The 24545-nt window shown below is 62.2% G+C and carries 26 protein-coding genes; 6 read left to right on the forward strand and 20 right to left on the reverse strand.

Annotation, left to right across the window (positions count from 1 at the left end):
• Positions 1-229: 229 nt before the first annotated feature.
• Positions 230-1009 carry a ferredoxin-NADP reductase gene (gene fpr, locus ACQKPZ_RS23820; protein ID WP_016501130.1) on the reverse strand — a complete coding sequence of 260 codons (780 nt, stop codon included), beginning with the start codon at positions 1007-1009 and terminating at the stop codon, positions 230-232.
• A gap of 118 nt (positions 1010-1127) precedes the next feature.
• On the opposite strand from fpr, the gene finR reads away from it, so the two are divergent.
• The gene (finR, locus tag ACQKPZ_RS23825; RefSeq protein ID WP_391137677.1) at positions 1128-2054 is read left to right on the forward strand and encodes a LysR family transcriptional regulator FinR; all 927 of its coding nucleotides are present in this window, start codon (positions 1128-1130) and stop codon (positions 2052-2054) included.
• Here the strand turns inward: finR and ACQKPZ_RS23830 are convergent.
• From ACQKPZ_RS23830 to ACQKPZ_RS23840, 3 genes are all read right to left on the reverse strand, one after another.
• Positions 2051-2416 carry a diacylglycerol kinase gene (locus ACQKPZ_RS23830; protein WP_010952700.1) on the reverse strand — a complete coding sequence of 122 codons (366 nt, stop codon included), beginning with the start codon at positions 2414-2416 and terminating at the stop codon, positions 2051-2053. The genes finR and ACQKPZ_RS23830 overlap by 4 nt on opposite strands.
• Before the next feature lie 73 nt (positions 2417-2489).
• On the reverse strand, positions 2490-3140 hold the full coding sequence (erdR, locus tag ACQKPZ_RS23835) for a response regulator transcription factor ErdR (RefSeq protein WP_003252375.1): 651 nt from the start codon (positions 3138-3140) through the stop codon (positions 2490-2492).
• Between the two features lie 179 nt (positions 3141-3319).
• The gene (locus tag ACQKPZ_RS23840; RefSeq protein WP_427542906.1) at positions 3320-4030 is read right to left on the reverse strand and encodes a tRNA-uridine aminocarboxypropyltransferase; all 711 of its coding nucleotides are present in this window, start codon (positions 4028-4030) and stop codon (positions 3320-3322) included.
• A gap of 217 nt (positions 4031-4247) precedes the next feature.
• Here ACQKPZ_RS23840 and ACQKPZ_RS23845 point away from each other — a divergent pair, with 217 nt between their 5' ends.
• Positions 4248-4667 carry a quorum-sensing-regulated virulence factor family protein gene (locus tag ACQKPZ_RS23845; protein ID WP_427542909.1) on the forward strand — a complete coding sequence of 140 codons (420 nt, stop codon included), beginning with the start codon at positions 4248-4250 and terminating at the stop codon, positions 4665-4667.
• Positions 4668-4681: 14 nt separating this feature from the next.
• On the opposite strand, the gene ACQKPZ_RS23850 is transcribed toward ACQKPZ_RS23845, so the two are convergent.
• Positions 4682-4891, reverse strand: a complete 210-nt coding sequence (locus ACQKPZ_RS23850) for a hypothetical protein (RefSeq protein ID WP_391137688.1) — start codon at positions 4889-4891, stop codon at positions 4682-4684.
• A 160-nt stretch (positions 4892-5051) separates the two neighbouring features.
• Here ACQKPZ_RS23850 and ACQKPZ_RS23855 point away from each other — a divergent pair, with 160 nt between their 5' ends.
• Complete coding sequence (locus ACQKPZ_RS23855) at positions 5052-6170, forward strand: LOG family protein (RefSeq protein WP_427542912.1); 1119 nt, start codon at positions 5052-5054, stop codon at positions 6168-6170.
• 461 nt (positions 6171-6631) lie between these two features.
• Here the strand turns inward: ACQKPZ_RS23855 and recX are convergent, their stop codons facing one another.
• The 4 genes from recX to ACQKPZ_RS23875 form a co-directional block, all read right to left on the reverse strand.
• The gene (gene recX, locus ACQKPZ_RS23860; RefSeq protein ID WP_427542915.1) at positions 6632-7102 is read right to left on the reverse strand and encodes a recombination regulator RecX; all 471 of its coding nucleotides are present in this window, start codon (positions 7100-7102) and stop codon (positions 6632-6634) included.
• A gap of 20 nt (positions 7103-7122) precedes the next feature.
• Positions 7123-8190 carry a recombinase RecA gene (gene recA, locus ACQKPZ_RS23865; protein ID WP_110746074.1) on the reverse strand — a complete coding sequence of 356 codons (1068 nt, stop codon included), beginning with the start codon at positions 8188-8190 and terminating at the stop codon, positions 7123-7125.
• A 103-nt stretch (positions 8191-8293) separates the two neighbouring features.
• Positions 8294-8776 (reverse strand): CinA family protein, encoded by a 483-nt coding sequence (locus ACQKPZ_RS23870; protein ID WP_427542918.1) that lies wholly within the window; start codon positions 8774-8776, stop codon positions 8294-8296.
• Between the two features lie 197 nt (positions 8777-8973).
• Positions 8974-9627 (reverse strand): hypothetical protein, encoded by a 654-nt coding sequence (locus ACQKPZ_RS23875; protein ID WP_427542921.1) that lies wholly within the window; start codon positions 9625-9627, stop codon positions 8974-8976.
• A 263-nt stretch (positions 9628-9890) separates the two neighbouring features.
• On the opposite strand from ACQKPZ_RS23875, the gene mutS reads away from it, so the two are divergent.
• Together mutS and fdxA are read left to right on the forward strand one after the other, a co-directional pair.
• A complete protein-coding gene (gene mutS, locus ACQKPZ_RS23880; RefSeq protein ID WP_427542961.1) occupies positions 9891-12464 on the forward strand; it encodes a DNA mismatch repair protein MutS in 2574 nt (857 codons plus the stop codon).
• 140 nt (positions 12465-12604) lie between these two features.
• Positions 12605-12928, forward strand: a complete 324-nt coding sequence (gene fdxA, locus ACQKPZ_RS23885) for a ferredoxin FdxA (RefSeq protein WP_012270863.1) — start codon at positions 12605-12607, stop codon at positions 12926-12928.
• A gap of 642 nt (positions 12929-13570) precedes the next feature.
• Here fdxA and rpoS read toward each other — a convergent pair.
• From rpoS to ACQKPZ_RS23925, 8 genes are all read right to left on the reverse strand, one after another.
• On the reverse strand, positions 13571-14578 hold the full coding sequence (gene rpoS / locus ACQKPZ_RS23890) for an RNA polymerase sigma factor RpoS (protein ID WP_009686059.1): 1008 nt from the start codon (positions 14576-14578) through the stop codon (positions 13571-13573).
• A gap of 108 nt (positions 14579-14686) precedes the next feature.
• Complete coding sequence (locus tag ACQKPZ_RS23895) at positions 14687-15547, reverse strand: peptidoglycan DD-metalloendopeptidase family protein (protein WP_427542924.1); 861 nt, start codon at positions 15545-15547, stop codon at positions 14687-14689.
• A gap of 214 nt (positions 15548-15761) precedes the next feature.
• Positions 15762-16400, reverse strand: coding sequence for a protein-L-isoaspartate(D-aspartate) O-methyltransferase (locus ACQKPZ_RS23900; RefSeq protein WP_003252348.1), 639 nt, complete (start codon positions 16398-16400; stop codon positions 15762-15764).
• Between the two features lie 35 nt (positions 16401-16435).
• Positions 16436-17185, reverse strand: coding sequence for a 5'/3'-nucleotidase SurE (surE, locus tag ACQKPZ_RS23905; RefSeq protein WP_427542928.1), 750 nt, complete (start codon positions 17183-17185; stop codon positions 16436-16438).
• Positions 17173-18231 (reverse strand): tRNA pseudouridine(13) synthase TruD, encoded by a 1059-nt coding sequence (gene truD / locus ACQKPZ_RS23910; protein ID WP_427542931.1) that lies wholly within the window; start codon positions 18229-18231, stop codon positions 17173-17175. Before truD ends, surE begins: the two co-directional genes overlap by 13 nt.
• A complete protein-coding gene (gene ispF / locus ACQKPZ_RS23915) occupies positions 18228-18701 on the reverse strand; it encodes a 2-C-methyl-D-erythritol 2,4-cyclodiphosphate synthase (protein WP_427542934.1) in 474 nt (157 codons plus the stop codon). Before ispF ends, truD begins: the two co-directional genes overlap by 4 nt.
• A 190-nt stretch (positions 18702-18891) precedes the next feature.
• Entirely contained in the window at positions 18892-19746 is an 855-nt protein-coding gene (gene fghA / locus ACQKPZ_RS23920) for an S-formylglutathione hydrolase (protein WP_427542937.1), read from the reverse strand.
• A gap of 8 nt (positions 19747-19754) precedes the next feature.
• Positions 19755-20867 carry an S-(hydroxymethyl)glutathione dehydrogenase/class III alcohol dehydrogenase gene (locus ACQKPZ_RS23925; RefSeq protein ID WP_016712915.1) on the reverse strand — a complete coding sequence of 371 codons (1113 nt, stop codon included), beginning with the start codon at positions 20865-20867 and terminating at the stop codon, positions 19755-19757.
• Between the two features lie 107 nt (positions 20868-20974).
• On the opposite strand from ACQKPZ_RS23925, the gene ACQKPZ_RS23930 reads away from it, so the two are divergent.
• A complete protein-coding gene (locus ACQKPZ_RS23930; RefSeq protein WP_427542940.1) occupies positions 20975-21871 on the forward strand; it encodes a LysR substrate-binding domain-containing protein in 897 nt (298 codons plus the stop codon).
• A gap of 119 nt (positions 21872-21990) precedes the next feature.
• Here ACQKPZ_RS23930 and ispD read toward each other — a convergent pair whose 3' ends face one another.
• The 3 genes from ispD to eno all read right to left on the reverse strand — a co-directional run bounded on the left by ispD (position 21991) and on the right by eno (position 24434).
• A complete protein-coding gene (gene ispD, locus ACQKPZ_RS23935) occupies positions 21991-22698 on the reverse strand; it encodes a 2-C-methyl-D-erythritol 4-phosphate cytidylyltransferase (RefSeq protein ID WP_427542943.1) in 708 nt (235 codons plus the stop codon).
• A complete protein-coding gene (gene ftsB, locus ACQKPZ_RS23940; protein ID WP_016712918.1) occupies positions 22695-22976 on the reverse strand; it encodes a cell division protein FtsB in 282 nt (93 codons plus the stop codon). Before ftsB ends, ispD begins: the two co-directional genes overlap by 4 nt.
• A gap of 168 nt (positions 22977-23144) precedes the next feature.
• A complete protein-coding gene (gene eno / locus ACQKPZ_RS23945) occupies positions 23145-24434 on the reverse strand; it encodes a phosphopyruvate hydratase (protein ID WP_391130095.1) in 1290 nt (429 codons plus the stop codon).
• Between the last annotated feature and the right edge of the window lie 111 nt (positions 24435-24545).

Genomic DNA, 24545 nt, shown 5'->3' on the forward strand with positions numbered 1-24545 from the left:
TTCTCTGGCAGGCTGATTCGTGCCTGGATGTTGCTGAGAGAGGCCGTGGGCTTTTCTACTGAAAATTTGCCTCCGGCCATAGAATCTCCCACAGGACCGTGCACTTTTACAGGTCTGTGCTGTACCTGTGGGAGCGGGCTTGCCCGCGAAAGGGCCGGTACAGGCAATACTTGAATCCCAGGCATAAGAAAGGCGACCCGAGGGTCGCCTTCTTGTACCAGCCTGCGCCTTACTTCTCGACGAAGGCACGCTCGATCAGGTAGTCACCCGGCTCGCGCATGCGGGCGGAAACCTTCAAGCCGAAGCTGTCCAGCACTTCGCTGGTTTCGTCGAGCATGCTCGGGCTGCCGCAGATCATGGCACGGTCGTCCTGCGGGTTGATCGGTGGCAGGCCGATGTCGCTGAACAGCTTGCCGCTGCGCATCAGGTCGGTCAGGCGGCCCTGGTTCTCGAACGGTTCACGGGTCACGGTCGGGTAGTAGATCAGCTTGTCGCGAACCGACTCACCGAAGAACTCGTTCTGCGGCAGGTGCTCGGTGATGAACTCGCGGTAAGCCACTTCGTTCACGTAACGCACGCCGTGTACCAGGATCACTTTCTCGAAGCGCTCGTAGGTTTCCGGGTCCTGGATGACGCTCATGAACGGCGCCAGGCCAGTGCCGGTGCTCAGCAGGTACAGGTGCTTGCCCGGGTTCAGGTCGTCGAGCACCAGGGTACCGGTAGGCTTCTTGCTGATGATGATCTCGTCGCCTTCCTTCAGGTGCTGCAGCTGCGAGGTCAGCGGGCCGTCCGGCACCTTGATGCTGAAGAACTCCAGGTGCTCTTCCCAGTTCGGCGAAGCGATGGAATAGGCACGCATGAGCGGACGGCCGCTTTCCTGCTGCAAGCCGATCATCACGAACTGACCGTTCTCGAAGCGCAGGCCCGGGTCGCGGGTGCACTTGAAGCTGAACAGGGTGTCGTTCCAGTGGTGCACACTGAGGACACGTTCGTGGTTCATGTTGCTCATCGATGGGGCTCCTGAAGAAAAACGCGGCGCGCAAAACGCGCAGTTGCGCGATAGTTTAGGGGCAGCGACAATATCTGTTAACTGGATTATCAAGATATGTGTTATCGGTTATATCGATATGCGATTCACACTTCGTCAACTACAGGTCTTCGTCGCCGTCGCCCAGCATCAAAGCGTCTCGCGGGCCGCCAGCCTGCTGGCGTTGTCGCAGTCGGCCGCCAGCACCTCCATTACCGAGCTTGAGCGGCAATCGAGCTGCCAGCTGTTCGACCGTGCAGGCAAGCGCCTGGCCCTCAACGCGCTCGGCCATCAACTGCTACCACAGGCAGTGGCGTTGCTCGACCAGGCCAAGGAGATCGAGGACCTGCTCAACGGCAAGTCCGGTTTCGGCTCGCTGGCGGTCGGCGCCACGCTGACCATCGGCAATTACCTGGCCACCCTGCTGATCGGCAGCTTCATGCAGACCCACCCGGAAAGCCAGGTGAAGCTGCATGTTCAGAACACTGCACATATCGTGCAACAGGTGGCGCACTACGAAATTGATCTGGGTCTAATCGAAGGCGACTGCAACCACCCGGACCTGGAGGTGCAGCCCTGGGTCGAAGACGAGTTGGTGGTGTTCTGCGCGCCGCAGCATCCACTGGCCAAACTGGGCCGTGCCGATATCGAAAGCCTGTCGCAAGAGGCGTGGATTTTGCGCGAGCAAGGCTCGGGCACGCGCCTGACCTTCGACCAGGCCATGCGCCATCACCGCGCCAACCTCAACATCCGCCTGGAGCTGGAACACACCGAGGCAATCAAGCGCGCTGTGGAGTCGGGCCTGGGCATTGGCTGCATTTCGCGCCTGGCCCTGCGGGATGCATTCCGCCGCGGCAGCCTGGTGCCGGTGGAAACGCCGGAGCTGGACCTGATGCGCCAGTTCTACTTCATCTGGCACAAGCAGAAGTACCAGACCTCGGCCATGCGTGAGTTTCTCGACCTGTGCCGCAACTTCACTGCGGGCTTTACCCGCAGTGACGAAATCGTACTGCCACCGATCGCTTAAAGCAGGATCACGCCCCACACCAGCGCCACCATGGTCAGTGCCACCAGTTGCGCGGCGCTGCCCATGTCCTTGGCGTTTTTCGACAGGGGGTGGCGCTCCAGCGAAATGCGGTCAATGGCCGCTTCTACCGCCGAGTTGAACAGCTCGACGATCAGCCCCAGCAGGCACACGGCTATCATGATCGCCCGCTCCGCGCGGCTTACCGGCAACCAGAATGCGATCGGGATCAGCAGCACGTTGAGCAGCACCAGCTGACGGAACGCGGCTTCCCCCTTGAAGGCTGCGCGCAAGCCGTCCAGCGAATAGCCAGCGGCGTTGAAGATACGTTTCAGGCCGGTCTGGCCTTTGAATGGCGATGTCATGTGAGTCACTTCACAACGGAAAGGCCAGCAGACTAGACCGGCCCGGGTCAAAAAAGCGTGAAGCCACGCGCAGTCAGTTGCTGGCAACCGATTCAAGTTGTTGCAGCAGCAGCGCGGCCTGGGTCCGGGTACGCACGCCCAGCTTGCGGAAAATGGCGGTCACGTGGGCCTTGATCGTTGCCTCGGAGACGCTCAGCTCATAGGCAATCTGCTTGTTCAGCAGGCCTTCGCAGACCATGGTCAGCACGCGGAACTGCTGCGGCGTCAGGCTGGCCAGCCCCTCGCTGGCGGCCTTGGCCTCAGCCGATACATCAACCTTCTCGAATGCCTGCGGCGGCCACCAGACCTCACCGTCCAGCACCTTGCGCACTGCATCCTGGATGACTTCCAGGGTGCTGGACTTGGGAATGAAGCCACTGGCACCAAACTCGCGGGACTTGACCACCACGGCGGCCTCTTCCTGCGCAGAAACCATCACCACGGGGATCTGCGGGTATTGCCCGCGCAGCAGCACCAGCCCGGAAAAACCGTAGGCACCCGGCATGTTCAAGTCCAGCAGCACCAGGTCCCAGTCGGCTTTCTCGCTCAGTCGGGTTTCCAGCTCGGCAATACTCGCGACTTCGACCAGGCGTACATCCGGCCCCAGGCCGAGGGTAACGGCCTGGCGCAGGGCGCCACGGAACAGTGGGTGGTCATCGGCAATCAGGATTTCGTATGTGGCCATCGATCTAAGGATCCTGTTCTGTGCCAGGCACTGAGGGGTAAGAGAAGCGCCCGGCGGGGAATCGGCGCCAAGGATGCCGAGCACGGTCAAGGGTGGTCAAGCCAATCGCCCTGCCGTCTCGCCCACCCTGGCTGCCAGCTCCGTCATTATGAACCAAAGCAGGGGTTGTGCCCCTTGGACTATAGGAAGGTATGCAAACGCTGATGGGTGTCGTCCTGCTCATCCAGCGGCAGGCGCCGCTTGCCGCTGAGGTAGTGCAGACTGAACACGTCCAGGTAGGCATCCAGTGCCTGCGAGGCCTGCGTGTCGCCGGCCAGGTCCAGGCACATGGCCGCCACTTCTGCCGTGCAGAAGTGGTCGTCACGCTTGGAGCGCCGCAGGCGGTAGCGCGACATCTGCTCGGCCTCAAGGCTCAACACCGGGAAACGGTCCAGGTACGGGCTTTTGCGGAACATCTTGCGCGCTTCGGTCCAGGTGGCATCAAGCAGGATGAACAGCGGGCGCTTGCCCGGTTCACGCACCACCTCGCTGACCACCCGCTGCTCGGCCACGAACTCCCCCGGGAAGACGATGTAGGGCTGCCAGCACGGGTCGTCCAGCAAGGCCAGCAAGCGCTCGTCGACCGAAGTACGCAACCAGCCGAAGGCGGACGTGTCTTCGATCAGGTCGGCAATCAGCCAGCCGGTGTTGGTGGGCTTCAGCGGCTCGGTGTCATGCATCAGCAGGCACACGCCTGAGTCTGCCTGCACCCGGGGTTTCCAGGCGCACAGGCAGTGGGTGGCAATGACCCGGCAGTCCGGGCAGCGCTCGGCACGCGAGCCACGGGCGATGAAAGGTTTGATGCTGCGGGCCAGGCGCTCGGCGCGCAGGCGCGCTACCGCGTGGCTCATGCCGGCAAGCCTCTGGACGGAACGGAAATCGACACTGGGATGACTCGGAAAAAACAAGACCGCAAGTCTACCAGAACAGGGGGCATTTGCTGTGCAGGTGGCAAGGCGCTCTTTATAATCGATGCTTTACCGCGCCATCGGCTCATGCCGTGCGGTTTTACGGAACGCCGTCGACCCGCGCATGTCAAAGCGCCAGTCATCGAACCAGGAGAGATTCATGCTGCGCCTTATCGTCCCCGCCCTGAGCCTGTTGCTCGCCCTGCCCCTGGCAGCCCAGGCGGCTTCCAAGCAGGACTATGACCTGAACAAGACGCTGCAGAAGGTTGCCAAAGAAAGCAGCGCGGGCACCCCGCGCGCCATCAACGAGGACATCCTCGATCAAGGCTACACCGTTGAAGGCAAGGCGCTGGTCAACCACCTGAGCGTGCGCCAGAGCCACGCCGAGCGCATGCAGGCCAACCCGGAGCAGGTTCGCAGCCAGCTGGGTGACAGCGTCTGCCGCAACAGCGGCTTCCGCAACCTGATGTCCAAAGGCGCGGTCATGGTCTACCGCTTCACGGTCTACAAGACCAACCAGCCAATCATGGACCAGGCCTTCGACAGCGCCAGTTGCGTAGCCGGCAACAAGAAGAAGTAACAGCCGCTTTCGGGCTACACCTTCTCGTCCTCGCGGGCGCACCAGCGCCCCTCGGCGGCCTCGGCACGCATCTCGGCCAATAACGCCTGCAAGTAGCGCGACTGGCACTCGACCCCCGCCAACCTGCGCTGGCACTCGGCCTCCAGGCTCAGGTGATGCACCTGAGCCGCACTTTCCAGCTGCTGATAAAGCTGCCGGTCCACTTCGATGGTCAAGCGATGCATACCGCCACCTCCTGCATCGACACGTTTCGCTTTACCAGTTAACCAAACCCATGCTGCCGCTGGCGGCAGGCCGACCGGCGGTTGTGGCAAACCGCCCGGCACAATCGGTCGCGAAGGTCTAGATTGAGGTCATGGGTATTGGTGCAGAAGGAGACGTTGCATGCCTTACCAATCGAATGAACTGCTGTTCAGCCACTTCCGCGACAACAACATCGACCTCAGCAATATCGACGCACAACTGCAACTGGTAGCACCCGACAGCCCCAACCTGCCGCTGTACCGCGACATGATGCTGACCGTCCTGCGCATGGCCCATGACGACAGCGACCGCTGGAGCGCCAAGATCACCCTGCAGGCCTTGCGCGAACTGGACCAGTCATTCCGCACCCTGCAGCACTACAAAGGCCGGCGCAAGGTGACCGTGTTCGGCTCTGCACGCACGCCGCTGGAACACCCGATGTACGCCTTGGCCCGCGAGCTTGGCGCCACCCTGGCGTGCTCCGACCTGATGGTCATCACCGGTGCCGGCGGCGGCATCATGGCCGCCGCGCACGAAGGCGCTGGCAGCGCCCACAGCCTGGGTTTCAACATCACCCTGCCCTTCGAGCAACATGCCAACCCGACCGTGGGCGGCACCGACAAGCTGCTGCCCTTCCACTTCTTCTTTATCCGCAAGCTGTTCTTCGTCAAGGAGGCCGATGCCCTGGTGCTGTGCCCGGGGGGGTTCGGCACCCTCGATGAAGCGCTTGAAGTACTGACCTTGATCCAGACCGGCAAGAGCCCTCTGGTACCGGTGGTGCTGCTGGACTCACCCGGTGGCAGTTTCTGGCGTGACTGCCTGGACTTTATCAGCCGCCAGCTGGAAGAAAACCGCTACATCCTGCCCAGCGACCTGAAGCTGGTGCGCCTGGTGCACAGTGCCGATGAGGCCGTGGAGGAGATCAACCAGTTCTACAGCAACTACCACTCCAGCCGCTGGCTGAAGAGCCAATTCGTGATCCGCATGCACCACCCGCTGAGCGAAGCGGCACTGTTCGACATTCAGGAGGGTTTTGCCGACTTGCGCCTGAGTGGCAAGTACTACCAGCAACCGGACAGCGGCGCCGAGCATGAGGTAGGCAACTTCAGCCACCTGACGCGCTTGTCGTTCGCCTTCAATGGCCGGGACCAGGGCCGACTGCGCGAACTGGTGGACTTCATCAACCTGCCGGAGAACTGGGCCAAGCCGCAGCCGATGCATACCACCCAGCGGGCCAGGGAGGCGTTGAAGGCCAGTTGATGGTGCCGGCCGCTCACACAGAGATCGCGTGAGCCCGAAGCCAGCGCCATACCTGTGGGAGCGGGCGTGCCCGCGAAAAAGCCAGCGCGGTGAATGGCACCGGCTTTGCCGGTGTTCGCGGCTGAAGCCGCTCCCACAGGGATCGTGTTAACCCGAAGCCAGCGCCATACCTGTGGGAGCGGGCGAGCCCGCGAAGAAGCCACCGCGGTGAATGGCACCGGCTTTGCCGGTGTTCGCGGGCTCGCCCGCTCCCACATGTATCGTGTGCGCCCGAAGCTAGCGCAATACCTGTGGGAGCGGGTTCACCCGCGAAAAAGCCAGCGCGGTGAATGGCACCGGCTTTGCCGGTGTTCGCGGGCTCGCCCGCTCCCACAGGGTACGCGGTGCACGCGACAGTACAGCCCAATGGGCTGGGCAATCTCTCGCAGAGACCGTGTGAGCCCGAAGCCAACGCATAGACTTCAGTAATCGTCCAGATCCCGCCCACTGAGCAGGCGGCCGATCAAATCCATGGGAAACCCCCGGTAAGCCAGGAACCGGGTTTGCTGGGCACGGCTACGCGGATCCTGCGGCCGCTGCCCGGCGAACTTGCGCTGCCACACATCACGCATGCGCTCGCCCCAATCCACTTCGCTCTCACGCAATGCCTGGTCGATATCACTGCGCGCCAAGCCGCGCTGGCCCAGCTCTTCGCGAATACGCACAGGGCCATAGCCAGAGCCGGAACGGTAGCGGATAAAGCTTTCGAGGTAGCGGGCCTCACTGAGCAGCCCTTCTTCGGTGAGCCGGTCGAGTTCAGGCTCGATCATCTCATCCAAAGCACCGCGCTGACGCAACTTACGCGTCAGCTCGACGCGACCATGCTCACGTCTCGCGAGCAGGTCCATGGCTGTCCGCCGGATGGCGACGGGGGTGTCGAGTACGGCGGACATATTGGCTATCTATCGCGGAATCAATAACCAGCGTCAGCGTCTGCCATGTCATCGGCATCAGCTTCGGCAGCAGCAGCTTTACCCGCTTCAGCAACAGCACCCGCTTTCAGCAGCTTGTCACGGATCTGCTTCTCGATCTCTGCACCAATAGCCGGGTTCTCGGCCAGGTACTTGGCAGCGTTGGCTTTGCCTTGACCAATCTTGTTGCCCTGGTAGGCGTACCAGGCACCCGACTTCTCGACAAGGCCTTGGGACACACCCAGGTCAATGATCTCGCCGTTACGGTAGATGCCCTTGCCGTAGAGGATCTGGAACTCGGCCTGGCGGAACGGTGGCGAAACCTTGTTCTTGACGATCTTGACGCGGGTTTCGCTGCCGACCACCTCGTCGCCTTCCTTGACCGCGCCAGTACGACGGATGTCCAGACGTACCGAGGCGTAGAACTTCAGGGCGTTACCACCGGTGGTGGTTTCCGGGCTGCCGAACATCACACCGATCTTCATACGGATCTGGTTGATGAAGATGACCAGGCAGTTGGCGTTCTTGATGTTACCGGTGATCTTGCGCAGCGCCTGCGACATCAGGCGGGCCTGCAGGCCCACGTGCATGTCACCCATTTCGCCTTCGATCTCGGCCTTTGGTACCAGGGCGGCCACGGAGTCGACGATGATCACGTCAACGGCGTTGGAACGCACCAGCATGTCGGTGATTTCCAGGGCCTGTTCGCCAGTATCCGGCTGCGAGACCAGCAGATCGTCAACATTGACACCCAGCTTGCCAGCGTATTCAGGGTCCAGGGCGTGCTCGGCGTCGACGAAGGCACAGGTAGCGCCGTTTTTCTGGGCTTCGGCGATGACCGACAGGGTCAGCGTGGTCTTACCCGACGACTCCGGGCCGTAGATCTCGACGATACGGCCTTTTGGCAGGCCGCCAATGCCCAGGGCGATGTCCAGGCCCAGGGAACCGGTGGAGATGGCAGGAATACCTTGGCGTTCCTGGTCGCCCATGCGCATGACTGCGCCTTTGCCGAATTGGCGTTCGATCTGACCCAGGGCCGCAGCCAAGGCGCGCTTCTTGTTGTCGTCCATTGAAATCCTCACGTGTTCGACGTGGCCCTGACGGCCGGAATACCTGTATAAGTAGCCAGTATTATTCCACAGGCAGGCGCTGACGCAAACCCCTGTCGTCGATTTACTCGGCACCAAGCTGTAACAAGCCGTCTAACGCGGCGATCACCGTCTGTCGGCGCACGGCTTCGCGGTCGCCGTCGAACTGGCGGCGCTCGCTGAATACCCGGCTGTCGTCACCCCAGGCCAGCCACACGGTGCCCACCGGCTTGGCTGCAGAGCCACCGTCCGGACCGGCCACACCGCTTACCGCCACGGCAAAGCGCGCGCCGCTGGCAGCCTGGGCACCGCGAACCATGGCTTCGACCACTTCCTGGCTAACTGCGCCCACCTGGCCGAACAAGGCCTCGGGCACCCCCAACTGGCGGGTTTTCTGAGCGTTGGAATAGGTCACGTAGCCGGCCTCGAACCAGGCCGAACTGCCAGGTATGCGGGTGATGGCTTCGGCAATGCCGCCGCCGGTGCAGGATTCGGCGGTGGTCACTTGTGCATTGAAACGGCGCAGGTGCTCACCCAGGCGGGTGGCAAGCGTGGTGATCGGGTCCATGTCGGGCTCCTGGAAGGCTGCCCTCTACCCTATCAGCTAGTTGCGTTCACTGATATTCAGCCAGATCGCGAAGCGGGCAGCCACAACGACAACAAACCTGCCGCGAAATGACGATCTCGCCAATGAACAGGCGTTCGACCTCGACCGCTTTGTGCCTGTACAGTCCGCAGATCATACGCCTCAGCCAATGGGGCATGTCAGAAGTTCAGCCGCAGTACGGTACGCCAGAAGTTCCTGATCGGTGAACGCCGGTGCTTGGCCCAGTTACGCTCCCACCACTCATCCTCATTACGCACTACCTGCTCCAGATCGCTACCCGCCACAGCTGCAGCATGTTGGCGATACAGCATCGGGAACACACAGTGCTGACGGATCTTGTGCTTGACCACAACATCCACGGGTGTGCCATCGTAGGGCGCTTCTGCCAGGATCCGGCAGCCTTCGCGCGACAGTACATAAGCGTGCAGTGCAACCACCCGCCCCCTGGCAATGAACGGGAACCACGTCAGCCAGGTTCGCCCCATGGAATAGCCCAGGTGCAGGGCCTGGAAAGAGCGGTTCTGCATGAAGCGGTTCACCCAGCGCACCTGCGAAGGCTTGAAATCATAAGCCTTGGCATCGTCTTCGAAGATCAGGATTCGATCCAGCCCGTTGTCCAGTGCGTGACGTGCCAACTGCTGATGCGATTCGTAGCAACCACGCTTGGGGTCACTGTTTTTCGCCACGACATGAAAGACCACTTCGTTGTCCAGCTGCCGCCCGATGGTTTCACTGAACAGCTTGCGCCGGTCATCCCGCGTGTCGAGGGAGATACAAAAAACCGCATCGACATCAAAACGAATTCCACTCACTGCACTAACCAACCTGATTGCAATAACGGTTAACTTGGCACGGCCAAAAGCGCGCAATCTTCCATGGGAGCACCATGCTGTCAACAAGCCATGCCCTTACACCTGCGCTGCCCGGCGTTGCAGGTGCTGCCTGTGCGGTAGCCGTGTTAACCTATGCGGCTTGAAAATCCAGGTGGGTCTCGGCGTCGCGCATGCAACACGGAACGCCCCAATTTGCCCCACAATGTTGAGACCTACTTTCTAAGCCTTTGATGAATAAAGCAATTTCAGATCTTTCCGCACACACCCCGATGATGCAGCAGTACTGGAAGCTGAAAAACCAGCACCCGGACCAGCTGATGTTCTACCGCATGGGCGACTTCTACGAAATCTTCTACGAAGATGCAAAGAAGGCCGCAAAACTGCTGGACATCACCCTGACCGCACGCGGCCAGTCGGCCGGCCAGTCCATCCCCATGTGCGGGATTCCGTTCCACTCGCTGGAAGGCTACCTGGCCAAGCTGGTCAAGCTGGGCGAATCGGTGGTGATCTGCGAGCAGATTGGCGACCCGGCCACCAGCAAGGGCCCGGTGGAACGCCAGGTGGTGCGCATTATCACCCCCGGCACGGTCAGCGACGAAGCGCTGCTCGACGAGCGCCGCGACAACCTGATTGCCGCACTGCTCGGCGACGAACGCCTGTTCGGCCTGGCCGTGCTGGACATCACCAGCGGCAACTTCAGCGTGCAGGAGATCAAGGGCTGGGAAAACCTGCTGGCCGAGCTTGAGCGCCTGAACCCGGTCGAGTTGTTGATCCCCGACGACTGGCCACGTGACCTGCCCGCCGAAAAACGCCCAGGCGCCCGCCGCCGTGCGCCGTGGGACTTTGACCGCGACTCGGCACGCAAAGCCCTGTGCCAGCAGTTTGCGACCAAGGACCTCAAGGGCTTTGGCTGCGACAAGCTGACCCTGGCCATTGGCGCCGCCGGCTGCCTGCTGACCTACGCCAAGGAAACCCAGCGCACCGCCCTGCCGCACCTGCGCAGCCTGCGCCACGAGCGCCTGGACGACACGGTCATCCTCGATGGCGCCAGCCGTCGCAACCTGGAGCTGGACGTCAACCTGGCGGGTGGGCGTGAAAACACCCTGCAATCGGTGGTCGACCGCTGCCAGACCGCCATGGCCAGCCGCCTGCTGAGCCGCTGGCTGAACCGCCCGCTGCGCGACCTGAAAGTATTGCAAGCACGCCAGGACTCGATCCGCTGCCTGCTCGACAGCTACCGCTTCGAGAAGCTGCAACCGCAGCTGAAGGAAATTGGCGACATCGAGCGGATCCTCGCCCGTATCGGCCTGCGCAACGCCCGCCCTCGTGACCTGGCGCGCCTGCGCGATGCCTTGGGCGCGCTGCCCGAGCTGCAAAACGCCATGACCGAGCTGGAAGCGCCGCACCTGGCGCGCCTTGCAGCCATTACCGGCACCTACCCGGAGCTGGCCAGCCTGCTTGAGCGGGCGATCATCGACAACCCGCCAGCGGTGATTCGCGACGGCGGCGTGCTCAAGGCCGGCTATGACAACGAACTGGACGACCTGCTGGCCATCAGCGAAAACGCCGGCCAGTTCCTGATCGACCTGGAAGCCCGGGAAAAGGCCCGCACCGGCCTGGCCAACCTCAAGGTCGGCTACAACCGCGTACACGGCTACTTCATCGAGCTGCCGACCAAGCAGGCCGAGCAAGCGCCGGGCGACTACATCCGCCGGCAGACGCTCAAGGGCGCCGAACGCTTCATCACCCCCGAGCTGAAAGCGTTCGAGGACAAGGCGCTGTCGGCGAAAAGCCGCGCCCTGGCCCGCGAGAAAATGCTCTATGACGCCCTGCTGGAAACCCTGATCAGCCACCTGGCGCCGCTGCAGGACAGTGCCGCCGCCTTGGCCGAACTGGATGTGCTCAGCAACCTGGCCGAACGTGCGCTCAACCTCGACCTGAACTGCCCGCGCTTCGTCGACGAACCGTGCCTGCGCATCGAGCAAGGCCGCCACCCGGTGGTGGAGCAGGTATTGACCACGCCATTCGTGGCCAACGACCTGGGCCTGGACAACAGCACGCGCATGCTGATCATCACCGGCCCGAACATGGGCGGTAAGTCCACCTACATGCGCCAGACCGCCCTGATCGTACTGCTGGCGCACATCGGCAGCTTCGTGCCGGCGGCCAGCTGCGAGCTGTCACTGGTCGACCGCATCTTCACCCGTATCGGGTCCAGCGACGACCTGGCCGGCGGGCGCTCGACCTTCATGGTCGAGATGAGCGAAACGGCCAACATCCTGCACAATGCCACCGACCGCAGCCTGGTGCTGATGGACGAAGTGGGCCGCGGCACCAGCACCTTCGACGGCCTGTCGCTGGCCTGGGCCGCTGCCGAGCGCCTGGCCCAGCTGCGTGCCTACACACTGTTCGCCACCCACTACTTCGAGCTCACCGTGCTGCCGGAAAGCGAGCCGCTGGTGGCCAACGTCCACCTGAACGCTACCGAGCACAACGAACGCATCGTGTTCCTGCACCATGTTCTGCCTGGCCCTGCCAGCCAGAGCTACGGCCTGGCTGTGGCACAGCTGGCCGGCGTGCCCACGGTGGTCATCCAGCGTGCCCGCGAACACCTGGCGCGCCTGGAAACCACCAGCCTGCCGCATGAACAAGTCCCGGCCCACAAGGCCAAGGATGTACCCCAGGTGCCGCACCAGAGCGACCTGTTCGCCAGCCTGCCTCACCCGGCCATCGAGAAGCTGGGCAAGCTGCAGCTGGACGACATGACCCCGCGTCAAGCTATCGAAATGCTATATCAACTAAAGAACCTGTTATAACGGCGCCCACTACAAGCTGGTAGAATCCGCCGCGGTTTGCTGGTGCTGCAGGTTATTAGCCTGGCCTGCAGCCACATACCAGTAAACCGCGCGGCCCTGAGAGGAAGGGCCGCCGCCGTCGCCTGAGGAGAGAACTAGAAATGACCTTCGTCGTCACCGACAACTGCATCAAATGCAAATACACCGACTGCGTGGAAGTCTGTCCGGTGGACTGCTTCTACGAAGGCCCGAACTTCCTGGTCATTCACCCGGACGAGTGCATCGACTGCGCCCTGTGCGAACCGGAATGCCCGGCGCAAGCCATCTTCTCGGAAGACGAGATCCCTGCCGGGATGGAGAACTTCATCGAGCTGAACGCCGAACTGGCGGAAGTCTGGCCTAACATCACCGAGCGTAAGGATGCCCTGCCGGACGCTGAAGAGTGGGACGGCAAGACTGGCAAGATTGCAGACCTGGAGCGCTGATAGCGCCCGGACAAGAAAAGGCCCCTCGGGGCCTTTTTTGTTTTTCTGCGGGCAAAAAAAGGGGCGGTTTGACCCGCCCACATTTTTTTCCGTAGTCCCTGCTTGTCCCAAACATCATCCTGATGAAATCGCTTCTTGCGATGTCCCTGGCCTCCTCCCTGGAAGCCTGTGCATGTCCGTGTGCACAGTTCGAATACTAGCGGGTTGAGCTGAGCGAGCAAGCGCGAAACCTCACAAGGTATTGCAAGGGACACATTTCCTCACAGCCGAATAATCCATGAGTTTCAATGGTTTGGAAAAATACAGGGGCTGGAAACGACAATGATTTACTGAAGCATGCATAGATAGCTTACAAAACAAGTAAGAAAAGGCTTACATGCAATGTTACTGGGGTGGCGTGGTACACATTGGATATCTGTTTCTTCGGACAGATTTTGGGGCTGCTTTGCAGCCCAATCGCGACACAAGGCCGCTCCTACAGAATGGACACGATCAGGCAGATAATTGCGGTCATCTGTAGGAGCGGCCTTGTGTCGCGATCGGGGCGCGCAGCGCCCCCGGCAATTTCAAACGGATCAGCACTTTCCGCCACACACAAAAACGCCCCGAGAACATCGGGGCGTTTTGTATTACAGGCTTTCGCTACTGGAACAACGACTCGCTGGACAAGCCATTCTTCTCCAGGATTTCCCGCAGACGCTTAAGCCCTTCCACCTGAATCTGCCGCACCCGCTCACGGGTCAGGCCAATCTCCAGGCCCACATCTTCAAGGGTGCTGCTTTCGTGCCCGCGCAGGCCAAAGCGGCGTACTACCACTTCACGCTGCTTATCGGTCAACTCGCCCAGCCACTGGTCAATGCTCTGCGACAGGTCGTCATCCTGCAGCAGTTCGCACGGGTCGGTCGGGCGGTCGTCGGTCAGGGTGTCGAGCAGGGTCTTGTCAGAGTCCGGGCCAAGCGACACATCCACCGAAGACACACGCTCGTTCAGGCCGAGCATACGCTTGACCTCGGCGACCGGTTTTTCCAGCAATGTGGCAATTTCTTCCGGCGAAGGCTCGTGGTCGAGCTTCTGGGTCAGCTCGCGTGCGGCGCGCAGGTAGACGTTCAGTTCCTTGACCACGTGGATCGGCAGGCGAATGGTGCGGGTCTGGTTCATGATCGCCCGTTCGATGGTCTGGCGGATCCACCAGGTCGCATAGGTCGAAAAACGGAAACCACGCTCCGGGTCGAACTTCTCGACCGCACGGATAAGCCCCAGGTTGCCCTCCTCGATCAGGTCGAGCAGCGACAGGCCGCGGTTAACGTAACGACGGGCAATTTTTACAACCAGGCGCAGGTTGCTTTCGATCATGCGCTTGCGGCCAGCAGGGTCGCCCTTTTGCGACAAGCGCGCAAAATGCACTTCCTCTTCCGGCGAAAGCAACGGCGAGAAGCCGATCTCGTTGAGATACAACTGGGTGGCATCGAGCGCCCGGGTGTAATCGATATACTTGTGTTGCTTGAGCGAAGAGCCCGACTTGGCCCTCGTCCGAACCGAAGATACAGCAGGTTCGTCTGACACCACATCCGTTTCCAAAACGATGCCCGTCTCCATCAGGAGGACGTCATCGTCGATGTCAAACTCCGGCACTTCTTTACTGAGAGCCATTGTTATAGTCCTTTGCTGAGTTCGAACTCAGACTCGAGCGGCACCTTTATCCCTGGCAGCGCTTGAGCCTGTCCCCTCTACATCAGAGGAACAGGCCGGGTACAACGATCAACGGCGTGGCAGGAACTGGAGTGGATCGACGGGTTTGCCCTGGCGGCGAATCTCGAAATGCAGCTTCACCCGATCAGTGCCCGTGGACCCCATTTCAGCAATCGACTGCCCTGCCTTGACCTGCTGCCCCTCCCGAACCAACAGCCTGCGGTTATGACCGTAGGCACTGACGTAGGTATCGCTGTGCTTGATGATGATCAGCTCGCCGTAGCCCCTTAAACCACTCCCGGCGTAAACCACCGCACCATCAGACGCAGCAAAAACAGGCTGTCCCAAATCACCGGCGATATCAATGCCTTTATTCAAACTACCGTTTGAAGCGAATTTTCCAATCAGCACGCCGTTGGCGGGCCATGTCCAGCCGCCTACCGCACGCTCCGCGGCGGGCACGGTGGCTGCCACCGGGGTGCTGCTGGAAGGCGCCGGCGTGGCCGGTTTGCTGGTGTTGGCAGACGATGTGGCAGTGCTGCCCACAGGCCGCCGCGTGACCGTGGTGCGGCTCGACGAGGATGGGTTGGACACCACCGTGGTGCTGCTGCTCGAACCGCTGCTGAAACGAATCGCCTGGCCTGGGCGGATGGTATAAGGCGCCGCTATGCCGTTGCGGGCGGCCAGCTCCTTGTAGTCCCAGCCATAACGGAAGGCGATGGAGAACAGGGTGTCGCCAGGCTTGACGACGTACTGCCCGGAGGTCACTGCCGGGCGCTTGGGCACGCTGTTGTTGCGGTCGACCACCCGCGCGCTGCTGCTACTGCTGCTGCTTGAGCAACCCACCAGTAGCGTGCCCATGGCCAGTGCAATCACCAGAAGCTTGAAACCCGACCCGTCCTTGCGCTGCCGAATGACTGTGTGACCCACCCGCGCTCCCCTCATGGTGCCAAAAACGATATGAAGACAAGAAATGCAATAATATTGCAATTATAACCAAGCTGGCCGTGATTGGCAGGCTGGTGCAAAAGGCTGTTGCAAAGCCCCGTTGCGCACTAGCGCTTTGCACCGCCAGATAGACAGGACGAAGCTGCAAGAATTCGCCGCTTGCGCAAAAATACCGCGCGGCGCCTACCCGCAGCGCTCAGGCCAGCGGGCCATTGAGCAGCGGCACGAAGCGCACGGCCCCCAGCACGCGGCGGGAGAATCCATGCTCCTCGCGCACAATCAGCATCAGTTGCTGTGCTTCGCCGGCCGGCCCCACCGGGATCACCATGCGGCCCCCGGGTGCCAGCTGGTCAAGCAGCGCCTGCGGCACTTCCGGCGCAACCGCCGTGACGATAATGCCGTTGTACGGCGCCAGCGCCGGCCACCCTTCGCAACCATCGCCCCAGCGGAATACCACGTTGCGCAGGTTCAACTCCACCAGGCGCTCTTTGGCACGGTCCTGCAGCACCTTGATGCGCTCTACCGAAAACACCCGCTCCACCAGCTGGGCCAGGATCGCCGTCTGGTAACCCGACCCGGTACCAATCTCCAGCACCTTGTCCAGCGGCCCGGCCTCGAGCAGCAGCTCGCTCATGTGGGCAACCATGAACGGCTGCGAGATGGTCTGGTTATGGCCAATGGGCAGTGCGGTATCTTCGTAGGCACGATGCGCCAGTGCCTCGTCGACGAACAGGTGGCGCGGGGTACGTCGAATCACGTCGAGCACCTTGGTGTTCGAAACACCCTCCTCGCACAACCGCTGGATCAGCCGCTCCCGGGTACGCTGGGAGGTCATGCCGATACCGCGCCGCAGCATATCGTCCTCGCGCATCAGAGCAGGCCCTCCAGCCAACCGTCGAGTTGCTCGAAGGCATCATTGAAGGTGCGATCGAGTTGCAGCGGGGTGATCGATACGTAGCCCTGCATGACTGCATGGAAGTCGGTACCCGGCCCGCCGTCTTCGGCATCACCGGCCACGGCGATCCAGTAGCCTTCCTTGCCGCGTGGGTTGACCACCTTGGTCGGTGCCGCCGCCCGGGCCCGGTGCCCGAGACGGGTGAGCCGGATGCCCCGGATATGCTCGAGCGGCAGGTTGGGGATATTGACGTTGAGCACGGTGCGTGGCGGCAGCGCCAGGCGCGACTGTGCCTCGACCAGGCGGCGGGCGATATGGGCTGCGGTCGGCAGGTTGTCCGGCTGGCGTGACAACAGCGAGAAGGCCAGCGACGTACCGCCCAGAAAGCGGCCTTCCAACGCTGCGGCGACCGTGCCCGAATACAGCACGTCATCACCCAGGTTGGCCCCCAGGTTGATGCCCGACACGACCATGTCTGGCGTGTACGGCAACAGCCCGTTGAGCCCCAGGTGCACGCAGTCGGTTGGCGTGCCGTTGAGGCTGATGAAACCGTTGGCCAGGGTTTGCGGGTGCAGCGGCCGGTCCAGCGTCAGCGAACTGCCGGCGCCGCTCTTGTCTTGATCCGGGGCGATCACCGCGCACTCGGCATAATCCACCAGCGCAGCGTGCAGCGCGGCGATGCCGGGTGCGGTAACACCGTCGTCGTTCGAAATCAGAATACGCATGGGCTGTCCGTCTGCCCTGCCGACACCAGATCCACGACTTCACGCACCACCACGGTGGCGAAGCATCCGGCCGGCAGGACGAATTCCAGTTGCAGGATATCAGGCTCGGGATAATGCCATGTCAGGCCGCCAATAGGGAGCCGCAAAATACGCCGTTCGTGATCCATGCCCGCCTGGGCCAGCCACTGGCAAAGTGCCGGCTGGCCTGCGCCGACGGTGTTTTCCAGGTGGGCAGTGGCCCCGCCAGCAGGCGAAGCGCCCTCGCCCCACATCGGGCCGGTCGGGTGCAGGTCAAGAATCGCCAGGCGTGGGTCGGCACATTCCGCCTCACCCGCCGGGAAAAAACTACGGCTGTCAGTGAACGCCAGCAGGTCGCCGACTTGCGCACGCGCCCAGCTACCTTCGGCGACACGTGCAGCCAGCACCCGATTGAACAGGTAGCTGCGCCCGGCCGAAAGCAGGCGCGAACGCACATTACGCTGTTCGGGCAAGGCTTTGCGAGCGGCCCAGTCGAGGGCGTCATGGACGTTGCCGCCGCCATGGCCGAAGCGCTGGGTGCCGAAATAGTTGGGCACGCCGTGCTGTTTGAGCTGTTCCAGACGGGCATCAACCGCCTGGTGATCGGCAACCAGGCCGGTCAGGCGCAGGGTAAAACCGTTCGCCGAATGCGCGCCGCGCTGCAGCTTGCGCTGGTGGCGCACCTGCTTGAGCACGCGCAGGCTGGCGTCTTCGGCACGCGACAGGTCCGGGTCGGCCTTGCCCGGCAGGTGCAGGCTGAACCACTGGCGGGTAAGGGCCTGCCGGTCCTTGAGCCCGGCATAACTGATGGTGCGCACCGGCACACCGGCAGCGCGGGCCAGGCGGCGGGCGGCTTCCTCGGTGTTAAGGTCACGCTTCTCGACCCACAGCCACAGGTGCTCACCCTGACCGGACAGTGGAATGTCCAGCACTTCGTCGACCTGGAAGTCTTCGGCTACCGCCTTGAGAACGGCGGTACCCAGTGGTTCGCCCGATGCGCGCGGGCCCAGCAGTTCCAGTTCGGTCATGCTGGCAGCAGCAGGGCAACCGAATGCACGGCAATACCCTCCTCGCGGCCACAGAAGCCCAGTTTTTCGGTGGTTGTGGCCTTGACGTTGACCTGGTCGAGCTCGACCTGCAGGTCTTCGGCGATCAGCTGGCGCATGGTTTCGATGTGCGGGGCCATCTTCGGCGCCTGGGCGACGATGGTGGCGTCGACATTGCCGACCTTCCAGCCCTTGTCTTTGACGATACCGACCACATGACGCAGCAGCACACGGCTGTCAGCACCCTTGAACTGTGGGTCGGTGTCGGGGAAGTGCTTGCCGATGTCGCCCAGCGCCGCAGCGCCCAGCAAGGCATCGCTCAGGGCGTGCAGCAGCACGTCGCCGTCGGAATGGGCCAGCAGGCCGTATTTGTGGGGGATACGCACCCCGCCCAGGGTAATGAAATCACCGTCGCAGAAACGGTGCACATCGTAGCCGTGGCCAATACGCATAGAAAAACGCCCTGAATGAGTCAGGGCGTGATTCTACCTGCTTTAGCCGGTATTGGGGCCGCCATGTAGGAGCGGCCTTGCGTCGCGATCGGGCTGCAAAGCAGCCCCGGCGATATATGCATCAACACTAACAGCAGGGGGGCCGCTCTGCGGCCCGATCGCGACACAAGGCCGCTCCTACAGCCATGCGTTACACCCGACCCAGTGCCACCGCATGATGGCGCAGGTGCTCTTCGATGAAGCTGGCAATGAAGTAGTAGCTATGGTCATAGCCCGGCTGCAGGCGCAGGGTCAGTTCATGGCCCCCTTTGCGTGCGGCCTGCTCCAGCGCTTCAGGCTTGAGCTGCTTTTCGAGGAAGTCGTCACGGTCGCCCTGGTCCACCAGCAACGGCGGGCATTCGCCAGCTGGGGTTTCGGCCAGCAATACGCTGGCATCCCATTCACGCCAGCGCGCACGGTCTTCACCCAGGTAGCGGCTGAAGGCCTTCTCGCCCCACGGGCAATCCATCGGGTTGCTGATCGGCGAGAACGCCGACACCGAGCGGTAGCGCCCCGGGTTGCGCAAGGCGCACACCAGCGCGCCATGCCCGCCCATGGAGTGGCCGCTGATGCTGCGCTCGCCCGATGCCGGGAAATGCGCCTCGATCAGGGCGGGCAACTCCTCCACCACATAGTCGTGCATGCGGTAGTGCTTGGCCCAGGGTTGCTGGGTGGCGTTGAGGTAGAAGCCAGCCCCCAGGCCGAAGTCCCAGGCGCCATCCGGGTCGCCCGGCACCTGCTCGCCACGCGGGCTGGTGTCGGGGGCGACGATGATCAGCCCAAGCTCCGCGGCCAGGCGCTGGGCGCCGGCCTTCTGCATGAAGTTCTCATCGGTGCAGGTGAGGCCACTGAGCCAATACAGCACCGGCAGCTTCTCGCCCTGCTCAGCCTGCGGCGGCAGGTAGACGGCGAACACCATGTCGCAGCCCAGCACCTTGGAGTGATGCCGGTAACGCTTGTGCCAGCCGCCGAAGCTCTTCTGGCAGGAGATGTTATCCAGGCTCATGGCTGACCTCAGAAGTGGATCACGCTGCGGATGCTCTTGCCTTCATGCATCAGGTCGAAGGCTTTGTTGATGTCTTCCAGGCCCATGGTGTGGGTGATGAAGGTATCCAGCGGAATCTCGCCCTTCTCGGACATTTCCACGTAGCTTGGCAGCTCGCTGCGGCCACGCACGCCACCGAACGCCGAACCGCGCCATACCCGGCCGGTCACCAGCTGGAACGGACGTGTGGCGATTTCCTGGCCGGCACCGGCCACACCGATGATCACCGACTCACCCCAACCTTTGTGGCAGCACTCCAGCGCCGCACGCATCAGTTGCACGTTGCCGATGCACTCGAAAGAGAAGTCCACGCCACCGTCGGTGAGGTCGACGATCACTTCCTGGATCGGGCGGTCGTAGTCTTTCGGGTTGATGCAGTCGGTGGCTCCCAGCTGGCGGGCAATTTCGAACTTGGCCGGGTTGATGTCGATGGCGATGATGCGCGAGGCCTTGGCCTTGACCGCACCGATCACTGCCGACAAACCGATGCCGCCGAGGCCGAAGATGGCCACGGTGTCACCCGGCTTGACCTTGGCGGTGTTGAGTACCGCGCCGATACCGGTGGTGACGCCACAGCCCAGCAGGCACACCTTTTCCAGCGGGGCTTCTTTCTGGATCTTGGCCACGGAGATTTCCGGCAGCACGGTGTACTCGGAGAAGGTCGAGGTGCCCATGTAATGGAACAGCTGCTGGCCCTTGTAGGAGAAGCGCGTGGTGCCGTCCGGCATCAGGCCTTTACCCTGGGTGGCGCGGATGGCCTGGCACAGGTTGGTCTTGCCCGACAGGCAGAATTTGCACTTGCCGCACTCCGGGGTGTACAGCGGGATCACATGGTCACCCACGGCAACCGAAGTCACGCCCTCGCCTACCGCTTCGACGATCGCGCCGCCTTCGTGGCCAAGGATCGACGGGAAGATGCCTTCCGGGTCTGCACCGGACAGGGTGTAGGCATCGGTGTGGCACACACCACTGGCAACCACGCGCAGCAGCACTTCACCGGCCTTGGGCATGGCGACGTCGACTTCGACGATTTCCAGGGGTTTCTTGGCCTCGAAGGCTACGGCAGCACGGGACTTGATCATCAAAGGTCTCCAGACAGAGGGTCGATTCAGTCTGGCAGTGTAATTCACTGCGTTTTGATGAATAATCCGGCCGAAGACAAAACATTATTGCTACACAGGGATAATCCATGAGCAGCCGCTGGGAAGGCATCGACGAATTCGTCGCCGTGGCCGAATCAGGCCAGTTCACGGCAGCCGCCGAGCGCCTGGGGGTTTCGTCGTCGCACATCAGCCGGCAGATCGCCAGGCTTGAGGAGCGCTTGCAGACTCGCCTGCTGTACCGCAGCACACGCCGGGTAACCCTGAGCGAGGCCGGGCAGACCTTTTTGCAGCATTGCCAGCGCTTGCAGGATGGCCGCGAGGAAGCCCTGCGCGCCATGGGCGACCTGGCCAGCGAGCCCAAAGGGCTGTTGCGCATGACCTGCGCGGTGGCTTACGGCGAGCGTTTCATCGTGCCGCTGGTGACAAGGTTCATGGCGCTATACCCACAGTTGCGGGTGGATGTGGAGTTGAGCAACCACACCCTCGACCTGCTGCATGAAGGCATGGACCTGGCCATCCGCCTGGGCCGGCTGGCCGACTCGCGGCTGGTGGCCACCCGCCTGGCGCCGCGGCGCATGTACCTGTGTGCCTCGCCGGCTTACCTGGAACGTTATGGCCGGCCGCACAGCCTGTCGGAACTGGCGCGGCACAACTGCCTGGTGGGTAGTTCGGATTTGTGGGCGTTGCAGCAGGACGGGCGCGAGATCAGCCAGCGGGTACAGGGCAACTGGCGCTGCAACAGCGGGCAGGCGGTGCTGGATGCGGCGCTGCTGGGGATCGGGCTGTGCCAGCTGCCGGACTATTACGTGCTGGAGCACCTGCACAGTGGTGCGCTGGTGTCGTTGCTGGAGGGGCATCAGCCGCCGAATACGGCGGTGTGGGCGTTGTACCCGCAGCAGCGGCATTTGTCGCCGAAAGTGCGGCGGTTGGTGGATTACCTGAAGGAAGGGTTGGCGGGGTTGCCGGAGTACCGGTTGGCCTGATGGAAAGCTGGGGCCGCTGCGCGCCCTTTCGCGACACAAGGCCACTCCTACAGGGGATTGCGGTCTGCTGTAGGAGCGGCCTTGTGTCGCGAAAGGACCGCGCAGCGGTCCCGACGGTTTCAGCGCCTACCTGACCAGCGCTGGCGCAACCACTCCAAATCCTCAGGCCGGGTCACTTTGATATTGTCACTGCGCCCTTCGACCAGCCGCGGCGCCTGGCCGGACCACTCAATGGCCGAGGCCTCATCGGTTACCACCACATCCGACACCAGGCACTCAGCCAGCGCCCGATGCAGGGCCCCCAGGCGGAACATCTGCGGCGTATAGGCCTGCCAGATGGTGCTGCGGTCCACGGTAGCGCTCACCCGGCCATTGCTGTCGGCACGTTTGAGCGTGTCACGCGCCGGCACGGCCAGCAGGCCACCCACCGGGTCGTCCGCCAGCTCCGACAACAACTTGTCCAGGTCGCTGCGCGCAAGGTTTGGCCGTGCGGCATCGTGCACCAGCACCCAGTCGCTGTCCGACGCCCCTTGGGCATGCAGCAACAGCAAGGCGTTGAGCACCGAGTCGGCTCGCTCACGCCCGCCCGCCGCACGCTGGATACGCGGGTTGCCGGCGCAACGCAGGGCCGGCCAGTACGGGTCATCTTCGGCAATGCTGACCACCACACCCTTGAGCGACGGGTGGCCAAGAAAACAGTCGAGGCTATGCTCGAGAAGGGTCTGCCCGGCCAGCTCCAGGTATTGCTTGGGTCGGTCGGCAGCCATGCGGGCACCTACGCCCGCAGCAGGAATCACGGCCCAGAAGGCCGGTAAGGTATCGATCATTTCTGTGGCAACTGGAAGAGGGTTTCGCCCTCTTTGACCATTCCCAATTCGTGGCGAGCCCGCTCTTCAACGGTCTCCATGCCTTTTTTCAGCTCCAGCACTTCGGCATCGAGCACGCGGTTACGCTCAAGCAAGCGCTCGTTCTCGGCATGCTGCTCGTCAATCTGCTGCTTCAGTTCGGTCACTTGCGCCAGGCTGCCATTACCCACCCACAGGCGGTACTGCAGGCCACCCAGCAGCAGGAGCAGAACGAGGAACACCCAATAGGGACTGCGCATCACGTTATCCAGGTTGAAAAGGCTGCCGCGTATTTGTTACATCGGGGCCTCGAATAGCACGAAGCCTGGCCGAGGCCAGGCTTCGTTGACAGAAACCCGTTGGAATGAAGGAAAGATCAGTACGAACGTTCCTACAACTCCGGCTACTGTCTTTTTACCATCTCTTGCTTAGCCGCGAAACTCGGCACGACCACGGTATACCGCTTTGGCGCCCAGTTGCTCTTCGATGCGCAGCAGCTGGTTGTACTTGGAAACGCGGTCGGAACGGCACAGCGAACCGGTCTTGATCTGGCCGGCAGCGGTACCTACAGCCAGGTCGGCAATGGTCGAGTCTTCGGTTTCACCGGAACGGTGCGAGATGACTGCGGTGTAGCCGGCAGCCTTGGCCATCTGGATGGCTTCCAGGGTTTCGGTCAGCGAGCCGATCTGGTTGAACTTGATCAGGATCGAGTTACCGATGCCCTTCTCGATGCCTTCCTTGAGGATCTTGGTGTTGGTCACGAACAGGTCGTCGCCCACCAGCTGTACCTTTTCACCGATCTTGTCGGTGAGGATCTTCCAGCCAGCCCAGTCGGACTCGTCCAGGCCATCTTCGATCGAGATGATCGGGAAGCGCTCGGTCAGGCCTTTCAGGTAGTCAGCGAAACCTTCGGCGTCGAACGACTTGCCTTCACCGGACAGGTTGTACTTGCCGTCTTCGTAGAATTCGGAAGCCGCGCAGTCCAGGGCCAGGGTCACGTCGGTGCCCAGCTTGTAGCCGGCCTTCTCGACCGCTTCGGCGATGGCGCCCAGGGCGTCTTCGTTGGAAGCCAGGTTAGGGGCGAAGCCACCTTCGTCACCTACGGCAGTGTTCAGGCCACGGGCCTTCAGCACGGCTTTGAGGTGGTGGAAGATTTCGGTACCCATGCGCAGGCCGTCGGAGAAGGTCTTGGCGCCAACCGGCTGAACCATGAACTCCTGGATGTCGACGTTGTTGTCGGCGTGCTCGCCACCGTTGATGATGTTCATCATCGGAACCGGCATCGAGTACTGGCCCGGGGTGCCGTTCAGGTTGGCGATGTGCGCGTACAGCGGCAGGTCCTGGTCCTGGGCAGCAGCCTTGGCAGCAGCCAGGGAAACCGCCAGGATGGCGTTGGCGCCCAGCTTGGCCTTGTTCTCGGTACCGTCCAGTTCGATCATGGCGTGGTCCAGGGCCTTCTGGTCGGAAGGGTCCTTGCCCAGCAGCAGGTCACGGATCGGGCCGTTGATGTTGGCGACGGCCTTCAGCACGCCCTTGCCCAGGTAACGGCTCTTGTCGCCATCACGCAGCTCCAGCGCTTCGCGCGAGCCGGTGGAAGCACCGGACGGCGCGCAAGCGCTGCCGATGATGCCGTTGTCGAGCAGTACATCGGCTTCCACGGTGGGGTTGCCACGCGAATCGAGAACTTCACGACCTTTGATGTCGACGATTTTTGCCATTGTTGTAAGCACTCCAGAATTGACGAAAACAACTTAGCTTAAGAAATTCTTGCCGTTCACCGGGCGGACTTGCAGTGGGCAGGCCGGGTGAAGGGAGCCCCTGACCGATTG

It is taken from the genome of Pseudomonas sp. NPDC089547, from assembly GCF_050280665.1.
In the GTDB taxonomy this organism is placed as follows: domain Bacteria; phylum Pseudomonadota; class Gammaproteobacteria; order Pseudomonadales; family Pseudomonadaceae; genus Aquipseudomonas.

What these genes read in the sequence shown, in the direction of transcription:
- ACQKPZ_RS23925 (WP_016712915.1), bottom strand. Translation starts at nt 20,867, where the DNA reads ATGATCAAGTCCCGTGCTGCCGTAGCCTTCGAGGCCAAGAAACCCCTG.
- ftsB (WP_016712918.1), bottom strand. Translation starts at nt 22,976, where the DNA reads ATGCGCAGTCCCTATTGGGTGTTCCTCGTTCTGCTCCTGCTGCTGGGT.
- ACQKPZ_RS23840 (WP_427542906.1), bottom strand. Translation starts at nt 4,030, where the DNA reads ATGAGCCACGCGGTAGCGCGCCTGCGCGCCGAGCGCCTGGCCCGCAGC.
- eno (WP_391130095.1), bottom strand. Translation starts at nt 24,434, where the DNA reads ATGGCAAAAATCGTCGACATCAAAGGTCGTGAAGTTCTCGATTCGCGT.
- recA (WP_110746074.1), bottom strand. Translation starts at nt 8,190, where the DNA reads ATGGACGACAACAAGAAGCGCGCCTTGGCTGCGGCCCTGGGTCAGATC.
- finR (WP_391137677.1), top strand. Translation starts at nt 1,128, where the DNA reads ATGCGATTCACACTTCGTCAACTACAGGTCTTCGTCGCCGTCGCCCAG.
- ACQKPZ_RS23870 (WP_427542918.1), bottom strand. Translation starts at nt 8,776, where the DNA reads ATGGACCCGATCACCACGCTTGCCACCCGCCTGGGTGAGCACCTGCGC.
- recX (WP_427542915.1), bottom strand. Translation starts at nt 7,102, where the DNA reads ATGTCCGCCGTACTCGACACCCCCGTCGCCATCCGGCGGACAGCCATG.
- ACQKPZ_RS23855 (WP_427542912.1), top strand. Translation starts at nt 5,052, where the DNA reads ATGCCTTACCAATCGAATGAACTGCTGTTCAGCCACTTCCGCGACAAC.
- fpr (WP_016501130.1), bottom strand. Translation starts at nt 1,009, where the DNA reads ATGAGCAACATGAACCACGAACGTGTCCTCAGTGTGCACCACTGGAAC.
- rpoS (WP_009686059.1), bottom strand. Translation starts at nt 14,578, where the DNA reads ATGGCTCTCAGTAAAGAAGTGCCGGAGTTTGACATCGACGATGACGTC.
- surE (WP_427542928.1), bottom strand. Translation starts at nt 17,185, where the DNA reads ATGCGTATTCTGATTTCGAACGACGACGGTGTTACCGCACCCGGCATC.
- fghA (WP_427542937.1), bottom strand. Translation starts at nt 19,746, where the DNA reads ATGAGCCTGGATAACATCTCCTGCCAGAAGAGCTTCGGCGGCTGGCAC.
- ACQKPZ_RS23830 (WP_010952700.1), bottom strand. Translation starts at nt 2,416, where the DNA reads ATGACATCGCCATTCAAAGGCCAGACCGGCCTGAAACGTATCTTCAAC.
- truD (WP_427542931.1), bottom strand. Translation starts at nt 18,231, where the DNA reads ATGACCGAACTGGAACTGCTGGGCCCGCGCGCATCGGGCGAACCACTG.
- ispD (WP_427542943.1), bottom strand. Translation starts at nt 22,698, where the DNA reads ATGATCGATACCTTACCGGCCTTCTGGGCCGTGATTCCTGCTGCGGGC.
- ACQKPZ_RS23845 (WP_427542909.1), top strand. Translation starts at nt 4,248, where the DNA reads ATGCTGCGCCTTATCGTCCCCGCCCTGAGCCTGTTGCTCGCCCTGCCC.
- ACQKPZ_RS23930 (WP_427542940.1), top strand. Translation starts at nt 20,975, where the DNA reads ATGAGCAGCCGCTGGGAAGGCATCGACGAATTCGTCGCCGTGGCCGAA.
- fdxA (WP_012270863.1), top strand. Translation starts at nt 12,605, where the DNA reads ATGACCTTCGTCGTCACCGACAACTGCATCAAATGCAAATACACCGAC.
- ACQKPZ_RS23900 (WP_003252348.1), bottom strand. Translation starts at nt 16,400, where the DNA reads ATGACCTCCCAGCGTACCCGGGAGCGGCTGATCCAGCGGTTGTGCGAG.
- erdR (WP_003252375.1), bottom strand. Translation starts at nt 3,140, where the DNA reads ATGGCCACATACGAAATCCTGATTGCCGATGACCACCCACTGTTCCGT.
- ACQKPZ_RS23850 (WP_391137688.1), bottom strand. Translation starts at nt 4,891, where the DNA reads ATGCATCGCTTGACCATCGAAGTGGACCGGCAGCTTTATCAGCAGCTG.
- ispF (WP_427542934.1), bottom strand. Translation starts at nt 18,701, where the DNA reads ATGCGTATTGGCCACGGCTACGATGTGCACCGTTTCTGCGACGGTGAT.